This is a genomic window from Streptosporangium sp. NPDC000239, from assembly GCF_040300765.1.
In the GTDB taxonomy this organism is placed as follows: Bacteria; Actinomycetota; Actinomycetes; order Streptosporangiales; family Streptosporangiaceae; genus Streptosporangium.
Genome location: NZ_JBEPEI010000011.1, coordinates 1 through 20740, shown reverse-complemented (window position 1 = coordinate 20740; position 20740 = coordinate 1). Strand labels below are relative to the sequence as shown.

The following is a 20740-nucleotide window of genomic DNA, read 5'->3' as shown; positions in this document are numbered from 1 at the left end:
GGACCGGGCCTGGGAGGGGTCTCAGGCGATCAGGCCCCACGGTTCCGAGATCCGCGAGGCCAGGCGCGGCTTGGCGTCGGCCCACCACAGGACGGACCTGGCCAGGGTCGCCGCCGGGTCGGTCACCTGACGCGTCGGCTCGAACGGGTCGGCCATGCTGGTGTAGCTCTCGAACATGCCCAGCAGCCGCACCGCCTGGAGCTGGATGGGCGACAGGTGCTGCTCGGCGAAGGGCAGGAAGAAGCGGTGCCAGCGCCTGGGCGAGATGAACGGCGGCACGGCCACCGGCGGGATGCCCCGTTCCGCGCGCCAGCCGTTGAGCGTGCCGCAGGTGACGTCCAGGAGCGTCTGCAGGGTCATGCAGGCGCCGCCGCCCGCGATCGTCTCGACCCTGAGGCCCTCCGGCGGCGGCCCGGTGACGGCCTCCGCGATCACGTCGGCCACCAGGTCGACCGGCGCCACCTCCGCGTATCCCCCCGGTTCGCCGATCACGGCCGCGGCGAGCCCGGAGACCAGGGTCTGCAGCAGCGTGTACGGGCCGGAGAAGCGGGCTATCGACCCGTCGTCGTCCCGGCCGAGGATCAGCGGCGGCCGTACGATCGTGACCGGGCCCCGGTGGCGTTCCCGCACCAGCTCCTCGCACCTGGCCTTGGACCACTCGTAGCCGTTGCGGTAGCGCCCGAATCCCTCGTCCTTGGCGTAGGGGTCGTCGGAGCCGCCGACGTAGGCCGTCGAGACGTGCACCAGGTGGGTCTCCGGCGTGAGCAGGCCGAGCACCGCGTCGAGCGGCCGGACGTTGGAGTCGAGCGCCTCCTGCGCGTTCATCGTCCACCGGGTGGAGGCCGCGGCGTGCACGACGACGTCCCAGGGGCCCCGCAGTTCCTCGGGGGGCGGCCGGACGCCGATCTCCCAGCCGATCTCGCCCTCCCCCTGGGGACGTCTGGCCACCCGGACCAGCTCGACGGGCGCGCTCCCGAGGGCACGGCACAGCTCGGTGCCGACCACCCCGGTCGATCCCGTCAGCAGCACCCGCCGCGCGCCGCCCACACGGTCGCTCATACGGCGGCCCGCAGCACCAGGGACACGTTGTGCCCGCCGAAGGCGAAGGAGTTGGACAGCGCGACCGGCGAGCCGATCCGCCTCGGCGCCCCCGCGACGAGGTCGATCCCGTCGGCGCACTCGCTCTTGCCGAAGTTGGCCACCGGCGGCACCAGCCCCGCCTGGGCCACGCCGAGCGAGATCACCGCCTCCAGTGCCCCGGCCGCGCCGATCAGATGACCGACGACGCCCTTGGGGGCGGTCACCGGCGGGCAGCGGTCGCCGAAGCAGGTGGCCAGCGCGCGGGCCTCGGCCCGGTCGTTGAGGTAGGTGGAGGTGCCGTGCGCGTTGACGTGGCCCACGTCGGAGAAGGACAGCCCCGCGTCCCGTACGGCCATGGCCATGCAGGCGGCCGCGGCCTCGCCGTCCTCCCGGGGCGCGACGATGTGGTGGGCGTCGGAGGTGCTCCCGTAGCCGAGCACCTCCCCCAGTACGGCGGCGCCCCGCCGTCTGGCGTGCTCCCAGTCCTCAAGCACCAGGAACGCCGCGCCCTCCCCCATCACGAAGCCGTCACGGTCGGCGTCGAAGGGACGGCAGGCCGCCGCCGGGTCGTCGTTGCGGCCGGACAGCGCGCCGATCCGCGCGAAGGAGGCCATCACCATCGGGGTGACCGGGGCGTCGACACCCCCGGCGACCATGACGTCGCACTCACCGGAACGGATCTTGAGCATGGCCTCGCCGATGGCCGTCGCCCCGCTGGCGCAGGCGGTGGCGTAGGTCAGCGTGGTGCCCCTGGCCCCCAGCCGCATGCCGATCCTGGCGGCCGCGGAGTTCGACATGATCTGCGGCACGGTGAACGCCGGAATCCTGGCCGGGTCGTGCTCGCAGCGCCGCAGCACCTCCTCGGTCGCGCCCAGGCCCGCGACCCCGGTGCCGACCGCGACCCCGACCCGCTCGGGCGCGAGGTCCTCCAGCCGGGCCCCCTCGGCGGCGTCCGCCGCGGCGGCCAGGGCGAGCGTCGTGCCGCGGTCCATCTGGCGCCGCTGGCGGAGGGTGAGGTAGTGGTCGAGGTCGAACTCCGGGACGGTGCACGCGAACGTCACCGCGACCTCGTTCCTGACCAGCTCCTCGACCGTCGCCGCGGTCGGCCGGGCCTCGATCAGCCGCCCCAGAAGCGCCTCGACGGTGTTGCCCGCAGGGGACTTCACCCCGAGGCCGGTCACCGCGACCCGTCTGCGGCCGCTCATGCCGGGTGCGCCGAGATCCGCGCGGCCACCAGGTCGACGGCGTGACCGATGTTGCGCATGTCGAGGAGGTCCTCGATCTGCATCCGGACGCCGAGCGCCCGTTCGAGCCGTGCCCCGATCTCCATGAGTTCGAGGCTGTCCACGGCGTACTCCGCGCCCAGGTCCGTCTGCTCGCCGATCTCGGCCTGGTCGACCCCCAGGACCTCGGACACCTTCTCGATCATCAACTCGGATATTTCGGCTCGGTTCATCGTCGTTCTCTCATCAGGTGTGGTGCTTGGGGGCCAGGGACGGCGCGCACTCGTCCAGGTCGAGCGAGGCGGGCACGCCCAGCGCGCGCCTGCCGAGGAACTGCCGGGTCGCGACGGGGGTCGGCGGGTGGAAACGGACGGCCTGGGCGTCCCGCCACAGCCGCGCCAGCACGCCCCCTCTGGCGTAGGACGCCCCGCCGCACGCCTCGGCGATCGCCGAGACGAGGTCGGGCACCGTACGCACCGCCTGCTGCTTGACCGCGAGCGCGGCGGGCAGGAGCCGCTGCGGGTCGGCGCCGGCGTCCATCCCGGCGGCGACGGCCGCGCAGCCCGCCTCCAGGGTCAGCAGCGCCGCGTACGGGTCGCCGAGCGCCGCCTGGTAGCTCGGCAGCCGCGCCCTGGTGCTGCCCAGGTGCGCGATCCGCTGGGTGCCGAGCAGGTCGCGCCCGGCACCCAGGGCCGACTCGGCCAGCCCGAGGTAGACAGCGGTCGCGGTCAGCGAGAACCAGATGACGCCCGCCGCCAGGACGTCGTCGTCCTCGGCGCCCGCGGGGGCCTGGTAGAAGACCAGTTCGTCGGGGATCACACAGCGGTCGAGCACCAGGGTGTTGGAGGCGGAGCCGCGCATGCCCATCGCGTCCCAGTTCTCCACCACGCTCAGCCCGGGGGCGTTGGTCGGCAGCATCGCGACCAGGACCTGCGGGGCGGCGCCGTCCTGGCCCGGGGCGGCCACCTGGAGGCAGACCAGGTCCGCCTCCGCGGCCAGCGAGCACGGGTACTTCCTGCCGGTCACCTCCCAGCCGCCGGGCACCCGCCCGGCGGTCAGTGTGGACCTGGTCGCCGAGCCGCCCAGGTTGGGTTCGGCGAAGGCGGAGGCGACCAGCCGGTTCTGGGTCGCGATGGCCTCGATGAGCAGCCACGACACGTCGGTGTTGCGCCGCCAGTGCTCGACCGTCAGGCCGATGGTGAAGATGTGCATGTTCACCGCGACCGCGAGCGCCGGGTCGGCCCTGCCGAGCAGGCGCTGCGCGGCGCACGACTCCAGCAGGCTCGCGCCCTTGCCCTGGAAGTCCGTGGGGATCGCGAGGGCGGGCCAGCCGATCCTCCGCAGCAGGTCGAGGCTCGCCGGGTCGGGGCGGCCGCTCTCGTCGGCCGCCGCCGCGCCCGCCGCGATGCTCTCCAGGGCGTCGGCGGGCATGAGGGCGCCGACGTCCGGCCACAGCTCACCGGACGGGAGGCCGGTGCTCGCCGTCGTGCTCACCGGCGTCCTCCCCATGCCGCCCCGGCCTCCTTCAGCGCGTCGTCGAGTACGGCCATCGCCCGTCCGACCTCGGCCGGGCCCGCGACCAGCGGCGGGAGCAGCCGAAGGGTCCGCGGCCTGCTCAGGCACGGGGAGACCAGCAGGCCGCGGCTGGCCAGTCCCATCTGGACCTCGCCCGCCAGTTCGGTCCCGGCGAAGTCGACGCCCCACAGCAGTCCTCTGCCGCGGACGTCGGCGACCAGCCCGGGATTGTCCTCGCGCAGCGTCCGCAGGCCCTGTTCCATCAGCCGGGCCAGCTCGGCGCCGTTGTCCGCCGCGGCCTCGATCTCGGCCAGCGCGGCCGGGACCGCGGCCGTCGCCAGGGGGTGTCCGCCGAAGGTCGCGGTGTGCCGGAACGGGTCCTTCAGCAGCGGCTCGTAGAGGGCGTCGGAGCAGACCAGGGCGGAGACCGGCACGACGCCGCCGCCGAGCGGCTTGCCCAGCAGCACCGCGTCCACCTCGATCCCGGCCGCGAGCGCGACCGAGGGGTCGCCGCAGCGCCGCAGGCCGCACTGGATCTCGTCGGAGACCGTGAAGGCGCCCGCCCGCCTGGCGTCGGCGCTCCAGCGCCGCAGCACCTCGGTCTCCAGCGGGCGCACGCCGTTCTCCCCCTGGACGGGTTCGAAGACGACCGCCGCGACGTCGGTCTCGGCCGTCACCCGCGCCACCGCCTCCGGGTCGTCGGGGGCGACGTGCAGCACACCGTCGAGCAGCCCGGTCAGGCCGTCACGGAAACGGTCGTGGTGGGTCAGGCCGAGCGCGCCGAGCGACTTGCCGTGGTAGCCGCCCTCGACCGCGACGACGACGCGCCTGCCGGTCGCCAGGCGGGCGAGCTTCACCGCGGCCTCGACGGCGTCGGCGCCGTTGATGCCGAAGTAGACCCGGTTCAGGCCGCCGCCGAGATACTCGCTGACCCGTTCGGCCGCCAGGGCGGAGACCGGGCTGGCCAGGCTCCTGGTGGAGGTCGGCATGACGTCGAGCTGGCGCCGTACGGCGTCCACGACGGCCGGGTTGCGGTGGCCCAGGAGGGTCACCGCGTAGGAGCCGAAGTCCAGGACCGAGCGGCCGTCCGACAGGAGCACCTCGCAGCCCGAGGCGCTCTCCTCGACCGCGCCCTGGCCGGCGAACTTGCCGCTCAGTGCGATCCCCGGGGACATGTGCCGCTGAATCCTGCGGAAGGTGACCCGTGCGATGTCGGGAGCCGCGGCCCCCGGCGGGGCGGACGGTTCCAGCACGTGGCGATCCAACGTTTCCCTTTCCTTACCTTCTGCGTGCCCGGTGAGAACACGGACCCGCGTTGTGCCGTGCGGTCAGGCGCGGTCAGGCGACGGGGCTGACGTCGCTGTTGCGGGTGCTCAGCCGGGTCAGGATGGCCCTGGAGTTCTCCTCAAGGGCGCGGGCCGCGACCGGGTTGAGCATGTCCGCCATGAGCGGGATGCCGATGTCGAACTCGACGTGCAGCTCGATCGTCGTCCGTCCGGCGCCGTCGTCGGTGACCTGCCAGTAGCCGTCGAAGTAGGCCAGGTCCCCCTCGATCTGCTCGAACTCGATCCTGCGGCGCTCGTGGTCCACGTTGTCCCGTTCGACCCACTCCAGTTCGGAGCCCTTCAGCAGCACCGCCCATCGGCTGGTCCTGCCCGTCTCCGACTGGTCGAGGATCGTCACGTCGACCACCTCGTCCATGTAGGTGGGGTAGTCCTCACAGTCGAGCAGCACCTCCCAGATCCGCTGGGCGGGCTCGGCGCTCGTGTGCGTCGTCGTCACGGTGGGCACTGTCGTCTCTTCTCTCTTCGGCGGGCGGGTTCGGGGGTGTCAGGACCAGGCCGCGGGGAACGCGGTGGGCAGTCCTGAGGCCTCGTTGAGGGGCAGCAGCGTCCTGGTGAGCCTGAGCGCGGGGAACAGGCCGGAGGGTCCGCGGATCGAGGCGGGGGGCGTGGTGAAGCCGAGGTCGCGCTCCAGTTCGGCGACGTAGTCGCCCACCCTGGCCGCGGCCTCGCGGGCGGCGGGGACGTCGGCGGCCAGCGCCACGGCGCGGGCCGCCGACAGGCCGCGCTCGATCTCCTCCTCGTCGAGTCCCGCGTACGGGTCGGCCAGCACGTCGTGCTCGTCGGGCGGCAGCCCCTCCCGCAGCAGGGACCGTACGGCCAGCGCGCGCACGACGGTGTCCCTGGCGACGAACCTCGCCACCTGCAGGAGCCCCTCGTCGAGGGTGCCGAGCAGGTCCTCGTAGCTGGCGTGGACCTCGAAGAGCAGCTCGAAGACGCCGAAGCACTCGTGGGCGGCCCATCTGCGCGGGTCCCGCACCGGGGTCAGGCCCGTCTCGCGGCTCTCGTCGTTCACGTCGTGCTCCAGTCGATCGACAGCCACAGCAGGTCCTCCCGTGCCAGCTCGCGGTGCGTCCGCGTCATCTCCGTGCTCGCGCCGGTCCAGCTCCAGCCGGGTTCGCCGAGGGGGGCGAGCTCCCGCTCCGGCCCCTCGGCCCCGCGCAGCGCCCACCGGTGGACGAGGGCGCGCCCGCCGTGGGTGTGCCAGGTCTTCAGCCCCGCGGCGGGGGTCAGGCACACCGCCGGGTCGTCCGGCAGGTCGAGCCTGGCCGCCAGCCCGTCGAAGAGCTCCCCGGTACGGCGCAGGTAGTCGTGGGCGTCCCCGGTTCCGGCGGGCAGGTCGAGGAAGCGCCCGTACAGCGCGGCCAGCTCGGTGTCGCCGAGCCGGTCGAGTTTGGCTCCGACCCACTTCTGCCCGAAGCACAGCTCGCCCCTGGCGGTGGCCAGCGCGTCGAGCGCGGCGACCCCGGCCCTGCCGAGCCGTTCGGCCGCGGCCAGCGGCCTGGTCTCGCGCAGCAGTTCGCAGGCCAGCCGGTAACGCACCGCCTCCGTCCGCCACCAGCGGACCGTCGCGTCGGCGACGGGCTTGCGCCGCTCGCGCTGCCAGTCGAGCCAGTCCTGGTCTCCCCGCAGCGGCAGGCCGAGGATCAGCCGGTTGAGCTGGGCGAGCTTCCTGCGGTAGTCCCGCCAGGCGGAGCGGTCCACCTTCGCCGTTTCGCCGGGGGCGCCCAGGGCGTCGGCCGCGCGCCGGATCGAGTCGGCCCTGATGTAGTTGACGTCGACGGCGACGCCGAGGCTGAAGGAGGTGATGGGCAGGCCCGTCACCTTCGTGCTCTCGACGACGACGTGGACGTCGACGTCGCTCATCGGGGTGCCGAACCCGTGCACCACCGAGCCGGCCGCCGACATCAGCAGGGGCTCGCCGAAGCTGGTGTCCACCTCCGCGACGAGGTCGCCGGTCGTCCTGCCGTGCGCGGCCAGGCGCGCGCCGAGATATCGCGCCATGTCGTCAGGCGATGTCAAGGGGTCTCCTTCTAGTACAGGTCGTATTTCTGGCGCCGGTAGTCGAAGGCCGTCGCGGCGACGGCCCCCAGGACCACGGCGCAGCAGCCCAGGACGCCGATCGACTGCAGGACCGGACCCCACTCCCCCCGCCCCGAGGTCGCCTCGTCCAAAGCGCGCAGGGCCCAGTGGTGCGGGGTCAGCACACCGACGGCCCTGGACAGGGCGGGCAGGTTCCCGTCGGGCACGATCGCGCCGCCGACGCTGCCCGCGGTGATCAGGAAGATGTAGAACAGGCTCTCGAAGGTCGAGGTGTCGGCGGTGACGAGATAGAGCACCACCCCCATGGCGCAGCTGACGCCGAGCAGCGTGACCGCGATCGCGAGCAGCTGCCACACCGAGCCGTGGACGGGCGTGCCGTAGAAGACGACGGCGATGGCGGTGAACAGGCTCAGCTGCGTCAGGCCGATCCCCGCGATGGGCAGGATCTTGCCGAGCAGGAAGGCGCCCCTGGGGGGCCGGTGGAGCGCCTGCCGCACCCAGGTGTTGCTGCCGAACTCGCGGAACAGCGCCAGGCCCGTGTAGTGGGTGGTGGTGAAGCTGAACATGACCGCGATGCCGAGCATGGCGCGCCCGTGGCTGCCCTCCCCCGCCACGGCGGAGCCGAGGGTCAGGGCCAGGGTGGCGGGCACCGCGAACATGAAGACCAGCGGGGTGCGCATCCGCCACAGCACGAGCAGTTCGGTCGTGGCGTAGCCCGCGGCGACCGACCAGAAACCGGCCCTGTCCTTGGTAGAGCCCTCAGTCGTTCTCACCGACGCTCCCGCGTAGTTCGGGGTCCAGGGAGATGATCTCCCGCAGGTTCCTGCTGGTCAGCCGTACGGACTCGACGGCGGAGGCGGCGTGGCCCTCCCGCGCCCAGCGGGCGAGGGTCTCGGCGGCCTGCCCGACCGTCCCGGGGGCCGGGGCGCGCAGCGTCAGCGGGCCGTCCTCGCCGCCGACCCGCATGAGCAGCTCGCTGTGGTAGCCGCCGAGCAGGTCCCGCAGCGGGCCGACGCCGACGACGGTGCCGCCGGAGACGACCGCAACGTGGGTGCAGGTCTCCTCGATGTCCTCGGGGTAGTGCGAGGTGACGATCATCGCGTCACCGTCCTGGCGCCACCGGGCCATCAGGGCGACCAGCCTGGTCCTGGTCTCGAAGTCGAGCGCGCTGGTCGGCTCGTCGAGGAAGCGGAGCCTTGGGGCGTGGACGAAGCTCGCCGCGATGTGGGACAGCCGCTCCCACCCTCCCGAAAGGCGGTGCACCGGGGTCCGCGCGACCTTCGCCAGGCCGAAGTCCTCGATCGCCCGTTCCGTCGCGGCGGCGACCCGCCCGCGCGGCAGGACGAGCCTGGCGGCGTGGGTGAGGTTCTCGGCGACGGTGAGCTTCTTGTAGAGGGAGATGCGCTGGCCGGCGACGCCGACGTGCCGCCGGGTGTCCCCGCCCGTCCCCTCCTGGCCGAGGACGACCTCTCCGGCGCGCCTGCCGGGCACGATGTCGAGGATCGCGTTGATGAGGGTGCTCTTGCCGGCGCCGTTGCGGCCGAGGACGCCCAGCACCTGGCCCCCGCGCAGCCGCAGCGTGACGCCGGTGAGGACCGGCTGGGAGTCGCCGTAGGCGAAGGACAGGTCCGTGACGGCCAGCAGGTGGTCCCCGGTGGCCTGGTCCGCGGGGGTCCCGCCCTCGCGGGTGAGGCCGCTCATGACAGCCGCGCCGCGACGACGCCGGCCACCCGGTGGGCGTTCGCCATGGCGGTCAGGGACGAGTTGGTCGCGCCCGAGGTCGGCATGAAGCTGGAGTCGGCCACGAACAGCCCCCTGGCCTCGAAGCACTCGCAGTCGCGGTCCAGTACGGCCTGCGCGGCGTCGTCGCCGAAGACCGCGCCGCCGTGGTGGTGCGCGGAGACCAGGTCCTCGCCGGAGGGGACGGGGTGCACCCGGGTCTCGACGGCGCCGAGGGCACGCCCGATCCTGGGGAGGATGGCGGTGACGCGTTCCTGCAGGAGCAGGTCGGCCGGGTGGGGGGTGTAGGTCACCGTCGGCACCCTGGCGCCGAAGGCGTTCCTGCGGGCGCTGAGCGAGACGAACTTGCCCGCCGAGGGCAGTGACTCGCCCTTGAAGCTCACCTTGACCACGTAGTGCCCGCGTTCCGCCCGCAGGAAGCGGGCCAGTTCCGGGCCGCGCATCCGCAGGTTGCGGACGTGCCTGGCCGGTGACTCGGCGACGTAGGCGTCGTAGAGGGCGAACTTGCCGCCCTTGCGCAGCGGGCCCGTCTCCCCGAGGTCGTAGAAGTCCTTGATCACGACGTTTCCGTAGAGTCCCGCCAGGCGGTCGGCCAGGTCCCGCTCGCGCGGTTCCGCGGTCACCAGGTAGGCGGTGCGTTCCAGGGTGAAGGTGAAGCGCCTGCCGAGCAGGCCGTTGCGGTCGGGCAGGTCCGAGCTGAGCAGGATGCGGTTGGTCTCCAGGGCGCCCGGGGCGAGCACCACGGTGCCGCACCTGATCCGCCGGGTCCGCAGGTCTCCGGCGTCGTCGCGCTGGAGGTACTCCACGCCCTGGACGGCTCCCCCGTCGACCAGGACGCGGGAGACGTAGCAGCCGCCGAGCAGGCGCACCCTGGGGTCCTCGCGCAGCGTGCCGTACAGGTCGACGTACCAGTTGGGGCGGGCCAGCATCGGCCGGCCGCGTTCGGCGGGGCGCCCGGTGACGGGCGAGACCGGGCAGGTGTCCCAGGCGCGCCCGCCCAGGCAGCTCTGCCCGACGTAGGCGTTCAGGCCGTCACGGCCGAGCCGGTCGACCATCAGCCGTTCGAGGTGACTCGGCCCCGGCCTCTCCAGGTACGGCCCGCCGTCGAAGTCCCGGTAGGCGGCCTCGGTGTGGCCGTAGGCGCAGCCGAAGGGCCGCAGCCTCCCCTGGATGTGGGCGTAGGCCCGGTCGAGTTCGGCGAAGTCGATGGGCCAGTCGCGCACCTCGGGGCCGAGGGCGCCGCCGTACGCCGAACGCATCCGCAGGTCACTGGGGCGGAAGCGGGACAGCTGGCCGTACCAGAGCCAGGAGCCGCCGCCGGCGAGCCGGGAGGCCCACCACTTGCGCAACCGCGCCGGGCCCGCGCCGGGGGTCCGCAGGAGCACGTGGTCCTCCCGGGGGTCGACGGTGAGCGGGCGGTCGAGGATCAGGCTTCGCTCGCCGGGGAAGGCGTGGCCCTCCGGCTCCCAGAAGGCGCCCCGGTCGAGGACGGCGACGTCGCCGGCGCCGGAGGCGCCGAGCAGCCGTTCGAGGACGGGGGCGCCGGTGAGCCCGAAACCGACGACGACCGCGTCAGCCGAGCTCGTCCATCGGGTGCTCATAGCCAACCTCCCTCCGCCAGCGCGGGGATGAGAACAGCACGTCGTTGACGCAGGCGCACACCGACTCGGCCGACGCGCGGGCCCGCTCGTCGGGGCCGTCGAGGACGCGCCTGAGGTCCTCCCAGCCGCGCACGCCCGCCCCGGCCAGGTCCGCCGAGCCGAGCCCGCGCTCCCGCGCCGCCGTGAGCACCTGCCCGGCGAGCGGCTCCAGGGACGCCTCAGGCAGGCCGTAGGCGTCCAGTACGGCCGCCACGACGTCCGCTAGAGCGTCGTCGCTCGCCATTTCTTCTCCTGTTCGGTGGGCTCGTCGGCCAGGGAGCCGTGCGCGCGCAGCCACGCCAGCGTCTCGCGCAGGCCGTCGGCGAGCGGGGTGGCCGCCCCCGCTCCCGTCCGGTCGAGACGGGTGGTGTCGAGCGTCAGCTCCAGGTCGCGGAAGGGGAAGTAGGCCCGTGCCGGGACCTCCTCGTCGTGGACGTGCACCGCCCTGTGCCCGGTCCCGGCGATCTCCGCGAGCAGGCCGAGATAGTCGGTGAAGGAGCAACTCCCCGGCCCGCCGACGTTGTAGACGCCGGGGGGAAGAGTTCCTGCGCACGCCGCGGCCACGGTCTCCGCCAGGTCGCGGACGTGGCAGAACTGGATCCCGGTACGGCCGTCGCCCGGCACGAAGATCGGCTGCCCGGTGAGCATCCTGGCCCACAGGAAGCTCTCCCTCGGCTCGGTGTTGCGCGGGCCGTACACGTAGGGCGGCCGCAGGACCGTCAGGCCGGGCAGGCCGGACAGCAGCCGCTCGCACTCCGCCTTGTCCTCGCCGTAGCCGCCCCAGGCGGGGTCGCCGTCCGCCGGGTCGTCCTCGTGGAAGGGCGGGCCCGCGTGCCCGCGCCGGTAGACCGCGGCCGAGCTGACGTAGACGTACCGGACGGCCCCGGCCACGGCGGGCGTGTCCAGGACGTTGCGCACGTGGACCGGTTCTGTGCCCGAGACGTCCACGACCACGTCGTAGCTCCCGCGCAGGACGGCGCGTGTCGAGGCCGCGTCCCGCCGGTCGGCGACGACCTGGACGATCCTGGGGTCCCACAGCGGCCGTGTCCCCCGGTTGAGCACGGTCACCTCGCAGGAGGGCAGCAGCGCCTCGACCACCGCCCGCCCGACGAACCGGGTGCCGCCGAGCACCAGTGCCCTGGTCATGGGCCCGGAACGGTGACGGGTACGGCGGCGAGCCTGCGCCAGGCGTCCTGGAGCAGGTGGTCGATCCGCTCTGCTCCCTCAAGACGCAGGATCGGCACCCTGGAACCGACGCCCGTCAGGAACGCCTCGGCCCGCGCCCTGAGGTCGGCGGCCAGGTGCCCGCCGATCCCGGACCACCAGTCCTCCTCCGGGTTGTCCGGGGTGTAGACGTTGGGCCGCATGAGGGAGGCGATCTCCCCGGGGTCCGTGACCTCGCGCAGCAGGGGGTCGCGTCCCCTGGCGACGTCCGGCAGCACGATCATGCCGAGCGGCGCGCTCAGCTCGAAGTCGGCGCCGGTGATCGAACGCAGGCTGGTCAGCGGGACGGTCACCTTGGAGTCGCTCTCGCCGCGCCACAGGCGCTCCTCGTCGACCCCCCGGTAGTCCTCGGGGATGAAGGTGTCCCAGCTTCCCGGATACTTCTGCAGCGTGCCCGCCAGGACCCGCAGGCGGGTGGGGACGCCGAAGACCCGCAGCCGCCCGGTGGCCGGGTCCTCGGCCAGGTGGACCTTGTCGACCGACAGCGGCCTGGCGCCGGTCCTGACGATCGCGTCGAGGAAGCAGGTCGTCTTGCCCGAGCGCTTCGGCCCGGAGAACAGGACGGCCCTGCCGTCGACGACGACGGCCGAGGCGTGGACCTGCAGCTGCCCGCGAACCTCCAGGGTGCGCTGGATGACGTGCAGGATCAGCAGCGCCAGGTCCTTGTGGACGGTCGGCGCGGCCGGGTAGGCGCCGCCGACGACGAACGTCAGGCGGGTGTAGCCCGCGTCGGCCAGCAGCCAGGTGGGGGTCTTCACCGTGCGCAGCAGCACGGCCTCCCCCGCCCGCCAGTGCTCGACGGGGAGCCTGCCCTTCTCCGTGCTGCAGTAGGAGATCATCGCGGGCGCCGGGGCGGCCAGCCGGGCGGCGGCCTCCTCAAGGCGCCCCACCAGGGCGTCGTCCGCGACGAACGTCATCTCGACGTCGGGACGTCCCCCCGCGGGCGGGCCCGTGTGCGAGCCGAGGTAGGCGTGCAGGGCCTCGAACAGGGCCTGGTCACCGCAGCGCACGTCCAGTTCGAGGCCCGCGACGTTCCAGGCCGCGGCGACCTCGCACCGGGCCTTGGCCGCGGCGTCCTCGACGTCGCCGAGCAGTTCCTCGGCGCCGGTCAGAGCACTCACTTGTCTCACTCTCCGAACTCGGGACGGTCGGTGGTCACGCGGGGGCCCGACGGGCGGCGCAGCACGGTGTGGGGTGTGGAGAAGCCGTTGAACTGCGAGGAGTAGGCGGTGGTGTACGCGCCCGCGGAGCCGACGAACAGCAGGTCGCCCTCGGCCAGGTCCTCGGGCAGCTCGACGCCGGTCGCGAAGGTGTCCTGGCTGTCGCAGGTGGGCCCGGTGACGTTGTACCTGCGCGGCGGGCCGCTCTCCCGCTCTCCGGAGATCGGGTAGACCAGCGCGCCCGCGGTCTCCAGGACCTCCATCATCCCGTTGAAGACGCCCAGGTCGGTGTGGGCCCACCAGGTCCCGCCCCTGCGGACGACCTGCAGGACCCGGCAGACCATGACCCCGGCCTCGGCGACCAGCGCGCGTCCCGGCTCGGCGACGACCTCGACGGGGTACGGCAGCGCATTGAGAAGACCGGTTATGTGCCGTCCGAATTCCCCGATGCCGGGGACCGGCTTGTCATAGCGCGCCGGAAATCCGCCGCCGATGTCGAGCATGGCGATTCTCACGCCTTTTTCGGCGAGCCGTTCCATGATTTCGGCCGCGTCGCGCAGCGGGGCGTCCCAGGCGTGCGGATCCGTCATCTGGGAACCGACGTGAAAGGCGATTCCATGGGGTTTCAACCCCATTTTTCCGGCGCCGAGGAGAAGGTCGCAGACATCGTCCTTCGAGACGCCGAATTTCCCCTCGCTCGGCACGACGCTGGTCGCCTGGCCGGTGCCGAGCCTGGCGTAGACGTGCGCTCCCGGCGCCGCCTGTGACAGTTTCGCCATTTCGTGCGGCGAATCGACACAGAAACGCCACACTCCGGCGTCGTGGCAGCGGGAGATGTGCTCGCGGGGCCGTACGGGATTGCTGTAGAGCACCTCGGCCGGGTCGACGCCCACGCTCGTGAGCAGTTCGAGTTCGGGGTGGGAGGCGATCTCGAAGCCGCAGCCGAGCCCCCGCAGGTGCCGCAGCAGCGCCGGGTCGGGGTTGCACTTGACCGCGTAGTGGACGCCGACCGAGGGGAAGGCCGCGCGGAAGCCGGTGAAGGCGGCGGTGACGAGGTCCTCGTCGAGGATCAGGCAGGGGGTGGCCAGGCCGGCGTCGCCGGAGACGGGCACGGCGGGTGTCAGGTGCGCGGGGATCGTCACGGGCCCTCTCCCAGGATCTCTCCGAGGAGGGCGCGCGCGGCCTCCAGGTTCTCCAGGTGCCGCCGCGGGGAGCGGCCTCTGACCAGGACCTGGAAGTTGTAGGTCCGCAGGTGCCACAGCAGGCGCAGGATCGCGATCTGCCGGGTGAAGACGGCCCGGTCCCTTCCGGATCGTTCCAGGTAGCGCGACAGGACGGTCTCCTCCTGCGCGGCCGTCAGCCAGTCGGCGCGCATCTGGTTGAAGTCCGCCGCCGCGACCCGGAACCGCGCCGCCTCCCAGTCGAGCGTCCACAGCTCCCCCGACCGGTCGACCAGCCAGTTGCCCCGGTGCACGTCGCCGTGGCACAGGCAGGGCCGTTCGTCCTCGAAGCAGGCCATCGCGCCGATGAGCAGGTCGGCCGCGCCGGTGAGCTCGCCCGCGTGGGCGGGCAGCAGCTCGCACTCGCGCCGCAGCAGGCCGAGCAGGTAGGCGGGCACCGCCGTACGGCTGAGCGGCCCGCCGACGTCGCCGAGGCCGTCGGCGGGGATCGCGTGCACGTCGAGGAGCCGGTCGGCCAGCGCGGTCAGCACCTCGGGGTCGTCCCAGTCGGGGGTGTGACCGTCGACGAACTCGAAGACGGCGAACCGGTCGTCACCCTGTTCGTCCGGGACGACCTGCAGGATCTCGGGCACCCTGATCCGGCCGGGCAGCAGGGGACCGACGAGGCGCTCCCCGGCGAAGGTCTGGCCGTAGCAGGGGTCGTCCAGGACCCGGTGCCTGACGAACACCGCTCTTCCGCCGAGGGTCGCGGCGTAGGTGTCGTTCAGCGGCCCCTTGGTGATGGGCCGCCCGGCCGCGCAGAGCCGCCGCAGGTCGTGATGCGTCCACTCACCCACGGGCGAACTCCTCGGGCGAGAGCAGCCGGGGGAGCTTGTCGACCGACTTCACCCAGTAGTGGCTCTCCCTGATGGGGTTCGCCGCGGGGCCGGGCAGGCCGTGGCCGCCGTCGAGGGCGAGCCTGCAGTACAGGTCGGGCATGTTGACGCCGAGCGTGGCCAGGAAGTAGATCGAGGAGTAGAACCTGGCGGGCTGCACCTCGGTGGGCAGCGCCGTACCGTCGTGGCCGTAGGTGAAGTCGACGCCGATGATGCCGTGCGGCCGGGCGCAGACCGCCCGCACGCACCGCAGCGCCAGCTCGTGCAGTTCCTCGTCCCAGAAGGTGCGCTGCGCCCCGGTGATGCCGGTGACGCCGGAGACCGACAGCGTCGCGTACTTCCAGGAGACCCGTTCCCTGAGCTGGGAGCAGACCAGCTCACCGTCGTTCCAGAGCCCGCTGAGCGTGGCGGTCCGCTTGGACAGGTGCTCGGCCGCGGTGAAGTGGCCCCAGCCGGAGTGCTCGTCGAGCCAGGCCGTGGCCAGCGGCATCGACCCGGTCGCGATGGAGCCCGCTCCCCCGCTGCCGCTGCGGCGGCGCAGCCACACCTTGGGGTGGCGCGCCATGATCTCCTCCAGGTCGGCCGGTGAGTCGACCAGGACGGTGTCGGGAACGGGCAGCTCCGCCTGCCTGAGGGCCTGCCAGGTGGCCCACTTGTCCTCCATCCTGTGGTGGTCGTCCCGGTCGGGAAGGAGGGTGGGCGCGACGAGGTCGTCTCGGGACTCGGCGACGGCGAGCAGTTCGGGGCTGGTGTCGGCGGCGTAGATCAGGTCGGCCGACTCCCGCCCGGCGATGTCGTTGACCTGTTTCACCAGGTCGGCGGGGTCGTTCCAGGAGACGAGGTAGCGGGCGTCCGCCTCACTGGCGTGGAAGTCCTCAAGGGTGGTGTCGACACCGACGGTCCGGTATCCCCCGGCCAGGGCGAGCGAGCGGGAGAAGTTCAGTCCCGTGCCGTCGCCGGAGCCGACGATGAGGACGGTACGGAGGTCAGAGGACGGGGACATGGGGGAGTCCAAAGGTCGCCGGGTGACTGCGGATCTTGTCACGCAGGTCGGCGGGGGCCTCACCCTCGGTGCGCACCCAGGGGTAGAGGGGCTCGGTCAGCTCGGGGTTGACGAAGTACATCAGGGACATGCGCCGGTCGAGGCCGAGGTTGCGCACCTGGTGGTCCAGCGCGCCGACCTTTCCCCCGGTGAGCTCGGCGAAGACCGAGCCCGGCATCAGGACGACCTCGTCGGGGGCCATCTCGACCGGCAGGCACTCCCCGTCCGGCCAGATCTCAAGGCCGGGGGCGGTGGTGTGGATGACGGTGACCAGGTGGCCGTCCTCGTGCCGGTCCTGGAGCAGGTCGCGCTCCCCGTCCGCGTGGGTGTAGTTGTTGACCTGCAGGTAGGAGGCTGCCTCGAAGGAGGGCGCCTGCGCGTCCCCGATGATTCCCGCGACGTGGCCGACGACGTCGGAGACGAGCGCGGACAGGTGGTTCCGCCAGGCCAGGAGCGCGTCCGTCAGGGAGGTCAGCTCCGCGGAGTTCGGCACGAGGTCGAGCCGGTCCGACCACAGCGTGAAGCAGTCGTTCAGGTCCGGCCGGTCCGCGGTGATCGAGTACTCCATGCCGAGCGGGCGGTAGCCGAAGTTGCAGTCGGCGCTTGAGTAGCGCGCCTTGGTCGCGTCGGGCAGGGAGAAGAAGCGCCGGCACTCGTCCAGGGCGGTGGCCAGGAGAGCGGCCTCCTTCGCGCCCAGTGTTATGCGCGCATAGCCGACCCCGAGTAGTTCTCGAGCGTAGTCAAGGGTCTTGTGTGGCATTTCGAGGATGTCCCCCGTCGTACGAAGGTTTGGCGGTGGCAAATGCCAGGCAGAGCGCGATCGCGCGGCCGTCGGTCACTGGTCTCCCGACCAGCGCCGCGAGCGAGTGTATAGGAGGTGATCAAAGCAAATAAATGGTGAATTTTCAGATTAAAGTCACCCAAAGTTGCGACTTCGCTACGCACCTAAATGACCGCAGACCAACTCGGATGTGCCGTACGCGAGGGGAACTCATGTTTTTGGGTTACGGACGCAACCGGAGAACTCTCCAGATAACGCTCTCTCAATTCCGGACACGATACGACCGAGACGTTCCGGTCGGTCCGGAACTGCGCCCCCACCCCTCACGGCATCCCGTACCGCCACCCGGGCCGCCGGTTTCGGACAGGACTTTAATAATTTATTCGCGTCACTAATGAGAACGGTCCAAGGGAGGGAACAAAGCGTTTTCCCCATGGTCAACGGGCTTCCGGCATGGCACACTGATCGCGCGCCGGGCCCCTTGAGGGCGAACCGAGGGTGAACCGAGGGCGGACCGGCCGACGGCGTGCCCGCGCGCATCCACGCGTGTCCCGGGCCGTCCATGTCACGGACCTCCCACCGGCCCGGCGATCTCCCCGGCGGTGTGGAGCGTTCCGGACCTCCCCCGCGACCCGCGAAGGAACCGACCGTGGACCACAGCCTCTCCCCCGCGTCCGGGGACATCCCGGGGCAGGCGCCGGTGATCGCCGTCTTCGACCTGGACGGCACCCTCGTCAGGGGCGAGTGCGGCGAGTGGTTCCTGCGCTGGCTGATGCGGCGGCGGCCGTGGCGGCTCGCGCTCCTGCTTCCCGCCCTCCCGGTGATCGCCACGCTGCGGGCGCTGCCCAACGTCAGGACGCGCAGGGCCGCCCTGTCGGGGCTCTGCTGGTTCGCCACCGTCGGCAGCGACGACGCGGAACTCGACCGGCTGGCCGGCGTCTTCGCGACGGGGCACGCGGGAGCGGGTTCGGCCAACCCGATGCGCGCGGGACTGGACCGGCTGCGTGAACACCTCTCCCGGGGCGACCGGGTCGTGATCGCCAGCGGCTCGGGGGCGCGCGTCGTCAGGGCGGTCTGCGCCGAGCTCGGGCTGGACGGCGTGGAGATCGTCGCCACCCGGGAGAGGCGGAGGCTCGGCGGGCTCGTGGTCGGCGAGCGCTGCCTCGGTGAGGGAAAGGTGCTCATGCTGCGGGCGGCGGGGGTACCGGTGCCCTTCGGCTACGCCTACTCCGACAGCGCGGCCGACCTGCCGCTGCTGCTCGCCGCCCGGCGCCGGTTCGCGATCAGCCCGTCGGCCCCCCATCTGAGGCGCATCATGGCCGGGACCGACGGCGACTGCGCGGTCCTGCCGTGGCGGACGGAGCCGTCAGGCCGGTGACCGCCCTCCACGGGGAGGGTCTCAGATCCCGTACTCGACGGTGAGCACCGCGCGGGCCAGGGCGTGGTGGTTGATCGTGCCGGAGAAGATCGCGGCCGTCTGGTCGGGGGTGACCTCGGCGCTCCGCACGCCGAGGGCGTGGACGGCGAAGACGTAGCGGTGCGGTGGCCCGGGAGGCGGGGCGGCCCCGCCGAAGTCGAAGGTGCCGTAGTCGTTGCGTCCGTGGATCGCGCCGCCCGGCAGACCCTTCATGTCACCGCTGCCCGCTCCGCGCGGCAGCTCGGTCACCTCCGCCGGGATGTCGACCAGCAGCCAGTGCCACCAGCCGCTGCAGGTGGGCGCGTCGGGGTCGAAGCAGGTGACCGCGTAGCTCACCGTCCCCTCGGGGGCGCCGGACCAGCGCAGGTGCGGGGAGAGGTTGCCGGACTCGTAGACGTGCGCGTCGGGCAGGACCCCGCCGTCCACGAGGTCGTCGCTGACGACGTCGAACGCCGGAACCCGGCGCAGATGGGCATAGGGCAGCGGCGCACGCTCGGCCATCGTTCTTCCGTTTCTCCTCGGGAAGCGCCGGCCTCCCGCCGGACGTCATCCGGCAGTGGATTGTTTCTCCGCCCGGAACCTTTGTCAAGGGTTGACAATTGTATGGGGCCTGAGGGCATACTCCGCTTTTGGAGCATCAATGGCAAAGCGGGGTTGCCAGTCGGCACCCGGCGTCACGCGACGATCCTGCGCCCGGCCGACCAGACGATTCACAAACCCGCATCCGACAGCGCGGAGTTTCCATGAGCAATCCATTCGAGGATGGAAACGGCATTTCCTCCCCCCGGCCCTCGGCGCGGTTCCGCGCTCTTCCCGGCCCTGTCCTCAGAAATTCCGCGCGTCGCAGGTGCCGTACGGCCTCGCCGCCCTCCTGAGCGACTCCCCGGTCTTCTCCTTCCGGCCCCACGCCGCTCGTATAGGGCGGCCGTACGCCCGGTTACCAGGGGTGACCGTCCGGGCGGACACGGGACGGACTTCTCTGACTTTCCTCTCGCGGGCGAATCCGAATTCAAACGCGAGCTTACCGGGGGCGGTGTGGTTCATGCCCTCCCGGCGTTCCACCGATGTCCTTCCGGCGTTCTCCCGGCGTCGGCGCCAAGGACCACACCAGAGTACGGAGTTTCCATGAGCAATCCATTCGAGGACGAAGACGGGCGCTACCTCGTCCTGGTCAACGGTGAGGGCCAGCACTCCCTGTGGCCTTTTTCCCAGGAAATTCCCAGGGGATGGGAGGTGGCGCTCGGGGAAAGCAGCCGCCGGGACTGTCTTGAATTCGTCGAGGCGAACTGGACCGACATGCGGCCCCGCGGCCTCTCGGCGTCGCGGGAAGGTCTCCCGGTCTTATGAGAAGAGCTCCCGCTCCCGGTCGTGCCCGGCGTGTTCCGTCCCGTCAGCGGCCGGGCGGCTCCCTGGTCGCCGTGTCATGAACCAGGAGGCCCGATGAACCCGCTTTCCCGCCGTGAGAGTCTCGCCCGGTTGTTCGAGGCGCGGGTCGCGGCGGACCCCGGCGCCGAAGCCGTGGTCTGCGGCACCACCCGCCTGACCGCCGCGGAGCTCAACGCCCGCGCCAACGCCCTGGCCTGCCGCCTCACCGCGGCCGGAGCCGGACCCGAGACCCCCGTCCTCGTCCTGCTGGAACGATCCGCGGAAACCGTCGTCGCCCTGCTGGCCGTCGCCAAGGCGGGCGCCGTCCACGTCCCCCTGCACCCGGCCTATCCCCCGGAGCGCATGGACTGGATCAGGCGGGAGACCGGCGCCAGGCTGGCCGTGACCGACACAACCCACCCCGGGCCCGGCCTCACCACCATCCAGGTCACCGGTGAGACCCACCCCGGCGACCCTCGGCACGACACCGACCCCCGGCAGCTCGCCTACGTCATGTTCACCTCCGGCTCCACCGGAACCCCCAAGGGCGTCGCCGTCACCCACCACAACGTCGCGGCCTTCGCCGCCGACCGTCTCTGGCGGGGGCCCGGCCATCGGCGGGTGCTGCACCACACGGCGCCCTCCTTCGACGTGTCGATGTACGAGCTGTGGGTTCCGCTGCTCAACGGCGGGACGGTGGTCGTCGCCCCGCCCGGCGTACTCGACGCGCCCACCCTCGAACGGATGCTCCACGAGGAACGCCTCACCGGCGTGTTCCTGACCACCGGACTGTTCAACGTCCTGGCCGAGGACTCACCCGAGGTGCTGGCGGCCGTACCCGAGCTGTGGATCGCGGGCGAGGCCGCCTCCGCCGCCGCGGTCGGACGGGTGCTGGCGGCCGGGGGTGACGTCCACAACGGCTACGGCCCGACCGAGACCACGGTCTACGCCACCGCCCACCACGTGACCGAGCCCGGCGACGTGGTTCCGATCGGCGGGCCGCTCGACGGCACGGCCGCCTACGTCCTGGACGCCGCGCTGCGGCCCGTTCCCGCCGGGGTGCCCGGAGAGCTGTACGTCGCCGGAGACCACCTGGCCCGCGGCTACCTCG

At 72.3% G+C, this 20740-nt stretch carries 22 protein-coding genes; 3 read left to right on the top strand and 19 right to left on the bottom strand.

Going from position 1 to position 20740, the window contains the following annotated elements; translation table 11 throughout:
- Positions 1–21: 21 nt before the first annotated feature.
- The 18 genes from ABT340_RS25075 to ABT340_RS24990 form a co-directional block, all read right to left on the bottom strand.
- Entirely contained in the window at positions 22–1059 is a 1038-nt protein-coding gene (locus ABT340_RS25075; RefSeq protein WP_352013263.1) for an SDR family oxidoreductase, read from the bottom strand.
- Positions 1056–2285 (bottom strand): beta-ketoacyl-[acyl-carrier-protein] synthase family protein, encoded by a 1230-nt coding sequence (locus ABT340_RS25070; RefSeq protein ID WP_352013262.1) that lies wholly within the window; start codon positions 2283–2285, stop codon positions 1056–1058. The genes ABT340_RS25075 and ABT340_RS25070 overlap by 4 nt, the downstream gene beginning before the upstream one ends.
- Positions 2282–2536 carry an acyl carrier protein gene (locus ABT340_RS25065; RefSeq protein ID WP_352013261.1) on the bottom strand — a complete coding sequence of 85 codons (255 nt, stop codon included), beginning with the start codon at positions 2534–2536 and terminating at the stop codon, positions 2282–2284. The genes ABT340_RS25070 and ABT340_RS25065 overlap by 4 nt, the downstream gene beginning before the upstream one ends.
- Positions 2537–2549: 13 nt before the next feature.
- Complete coding sequence (locus ABT340_RS25060; protein ID WP_352013260.1) at positions 2550–3797, bottom strand: acyl-CoA dehydrogenase family protein; 1248 nt, start codon at positions 3795–3797, stop codon at positions 2550–2552.
- Complete coding sequence (locus tag ABT340_RS25055; RefSeq protein WP_352013259.1) at positions 3794–5071, bottom strand: aspartate aminotransferase family protein; 1278 nt, start codon at positions 5069–5071, stop codon at positions 3794–3796. The genes ABT340_RS25060 and ABT340_RS25055 overlap by 4 nt, the downstream gene beginning before the upstream one ends.
- An 85-nt stretch (positions 5072–5156) precedes the next feature.
- A complete protein-coding gene (locus tag ABT340_RS25050; protein ID WP_352013258.1) occupies positions 5157–5600 on the bottom strand; it encodes a type II toxin-antitoxin system RatA family toxin in 444 nt (147 codons plus the stop codon).
- 48 nt (positions 5601–5648) lie between these two features.
- Entirely contained in the window at positions 5649–6203 is a 555-nt protein-coding gene (locus ABT340_RS25045; RefSeq protein WP_352013257.1) for a hypothetical protein, read from the bottom strand.
- On the bottom strand, positions 6173–7183 hold the full coding sequence (locus ABT340_RS25040) for a hypothetical protein (RefSeq protein ID WP_352013256.1): 1011 nt from the start codon (positions 7181–7183) through the stop codon (positions 6173–6175). The genes ABT340_RS25045 and ABT340_RS25040 overlap by 31 nt, the downstream gene beginning before the upstream one ends.
- A gap of 11 nt (positions 7184–7194) precedes the next feature.
- Positions 7195–7977: an ABC transporter permease gene (locus ABT340_RS25035; protein ID WP_352013255.1), complete on the bottom strand. Its 783-nt coding sequence runs from the start codon at positions 7975–7977 to the stop codon at positions 7195–7197.
- A complete protein-coding gene (locus ABT340_RS25030; protein ID WP_352013254.1) occupies positions 7964–8905 on the bottom strand; it encodes an ATP-binding cassette domain-containing protein in 942 nt (313 codons plus the stop codon). The genes ABT340_RS25035 and ABT340_RS25030 overlap by 14 nt, the downstream gene beginning before the upstream one ends.
- Entirely contained in the window at positions 8902–10545 is a 1644-nt protein-coding gene (locus ABT340_RS25025; protein ID WP_352013253.1) for a GMC oxidoreductase, read from the bottom strand. The genes ABT340_RS25030 and ABT340_RS25025 overlap by 4 nt, the downstream gene beginning before the upstream one ends.
- The gene (locus ABT340_RS25020) at positions 10517–10828 is read right to left on the bottom strand and encodes a hypothetical protein (protein WP_352013252.1); all 312 of its coding nucleotides are present in this window, start codon (positions 10826–10828) and stop codon (positions 10517–10519) included. The genes ABT340_RS25025 and ABT340_RS25020 overlap by 29 nt, the downstream gene beginning before the upstream one ends.
- Entirely contained in the window at positions 10807–11730 is a 924-nt protein-coding gene (locus ABT340_RS25015; protein WP_352013251.1) for an NAD-dependent epimerase/dehydratase family protein, read from the bottom strand. Before ABT340_RS25015 ends, ABT340_RS25020 begins: the two co-directional genes overlap by 22 nt.
- A complete protein-coding gene (locus ABT340_RS25010; RefSeq protein WP_352013250.1) occupies positions 11727–12929 on the bottom strand; it encodes a hypothetical protein in 1203 nt (400 codons plus the stop codon). Before ABT340_RS25010 ends, ABT340_RS25015 begins: the two co-directional genes overlap by 4 nt.
- 5 nt (positions 12930–12934) lie before the next feature.
- Positions 12935–14110, bottom strand: a complete 1176-nt coding sequence (locus ABT340_RS25005; RefSeq protein ID WP_352013249.1) for a type III PLP-dependent enzyme — start codon at positions 14108–14110, stop codon at positions 12935–12937.
- Complete coding sequence (locus tag ABT340_RS25000) at positions 14107–14985, bottom strand: phosphotransferase family protein (protein ID WP_352013248.1); 879 nt, start codon at positions 14983–14985, stop codon at positions 14107–14109. Before ABT340_RS25000 ends, ABT340_RS25005 begins: the two co-directional genes overlap by 4 nt.
- Positions 14978–16027, bottom strand: a complete 1050-nt coding sequence (locus tag ABT340_RS24995) for a hypothetical protein (protein ID WP_352013247.1) — start codon at positions 16025–16027, stop codon at positions 14978–14980. Before ABT340_RS24995 ends, ABT340_RS25000 begins: the two co-directional genes overlap by 8 nt.
- Positions 16011–16826, bottom strand: a complete 816-nt coding sequence (locus tag ABT340_RS24990; protein WP_352013246.1) for a 2-oxoglutarate and iron-dependent oxygenase domain-containing protein — start codon at positions 16824–16826, stop codon at positions 16011–16013. The genes ABT340_RS24995 and ABT340_RS24990 overlap by 17 nt, the downstream gene beginning before the upstream one ends.
- 670 nt (positions 16827–17496) lie before the next feature.
- On the opposite strand from ABT340_RS24990, the gene ABT340_RS24985 reads away from it, so the two are divergent.
- A complete protein-coding gene (locus ABT340_RS24985; protein ID WP_352013245.1) occupies positions 17497–18225 on the top strand; it encodes a haloacid dehalogenase-like hydrolase in 729 nt (242 codons plus the stop codon).
- 21 nt (positions 18226–18246) lie between these two features.
- Here ABT340_RS24985 and ABT340_RS24980 read toward each other — a convergent pair whose 3' ends face one another.
- Positions 18247–18765 carry a YbhB/YbcL family Raf kinase inhibitor-like protein gene (locus tag ABT340_RS24980; protein ID WP_352013244.1) on the bottom strand — a complete coding sequence of 173 codons (519 nt, stop codon included), beginning with the start codon at positions 18763–18765 and terminating at the stop codon, positions 18247–18249.
- A gap of 624 nt (positions 18766–19389) precedes the next feature.
- Between ABT340_RS24980 and ABT340_RS24975 the strand changes: the two genes are divergently transcribed.
- Positions 19390–19611, top strand: coding sequence for an MbtH family protein (locus ABT340_RS24975; protein WP_352013243.1), 222 nt, complete (start codon positions 19390–19392; stop codon positions 19609–19611).
- 93 nt (positions 19612–19704) lie between these two features.
- A partial coding sequence (locus ABT340_RS24970) for an AMP-binding protein (RefSeq protein ID WP_352013242.1) occupies positions 19705–20740 on the top strand: 1036 nt, incomplete at its 3' end.

Excerpts from the sequence above, each read along its gene's own strand:
- ABT340_RS25015 (WP_352013251.1), bottom strand. The coding sequence starts at position 11,730 with ATGACCAGGGCACTGGTGCTCGGCGGCACCCGGTTCGTCGGGCGGGCG.
- ABT340_RS25025 (WP_352013253.1), bottom strand. The coding sequence starts at position 10,545 with ATGAGCACCCGATGGACGAGCTCGGCTGACGCGGTCGTCGTCGGTTTC.
- ABT340_RS25065 (WP_352013261.1), bottom strand. The coding sequence starts at position 2,536 with ATGAACCGAGCCGAAATATCCGAGTTGATGATCGAGAAGGTGTCCGAG.
- ABT340_RS24990 (WP_352013246.1), bottom strand. The coding sequence starts at position 16,826 with ATGCCACACAAGACCCTTGACTACGCTCGAGAACTACTCGGGGTCGGC.
- ABT340_RS24980 (WP_352013244.1), bottom strand. The coding sequence starts at position 18,765 with ATGGCCGAGCGTGCGCCGCTGCCCTATGCCCATCTGCGCCGGGTTCCG.
- ABT340_RS25030 (WP_352013254.1), bottom strand. The coding sequence starts at position 8,905 with ATGAGCGGCCTCACCCGCGAGGGCGGGACCCCCGCGGACCAGGCCACC.
- ABT340_RS25070 (WP_352013262.1), bottom strand. The coding sequence starts at position 2,285 with ATGAGCGGCCGCAGACGGGTCGCGGTGACCGGCCTCGGGGTGAAGTCC.
- ABT340_RS24975 (WP_352013243.1), top strand. The coding sequence starts at position 19,390 with ATGAGCAATCCATTCGAGGACGAAGACGGGCGCTACCTCGTCCTGGTC.
- ABT340_RS24995 (WP_352013247.1), bottom strand. The coding sequence starts at position 16,027 with ATGTCCCCGTCCTCTGACCTCCGTACCGTCCTCATCGTCGGCTCCGGC.
- ABT340_RS25075 (WP_352013263.1), bottom strand. The coding sequence starts at position 1,059 with ATGAGCGACCGTGTGGGCGGCGCGCGGCGGGTGCTGCTGACGGGATCG.
- ABT340_RS25020 (WP_352013252.1), bottom strand. The coding sequence starts at position 10,828 with ATGGCGAGCGACGACGCTCTAGCGGACGTCGTGGCGGCCGTACTGGAC.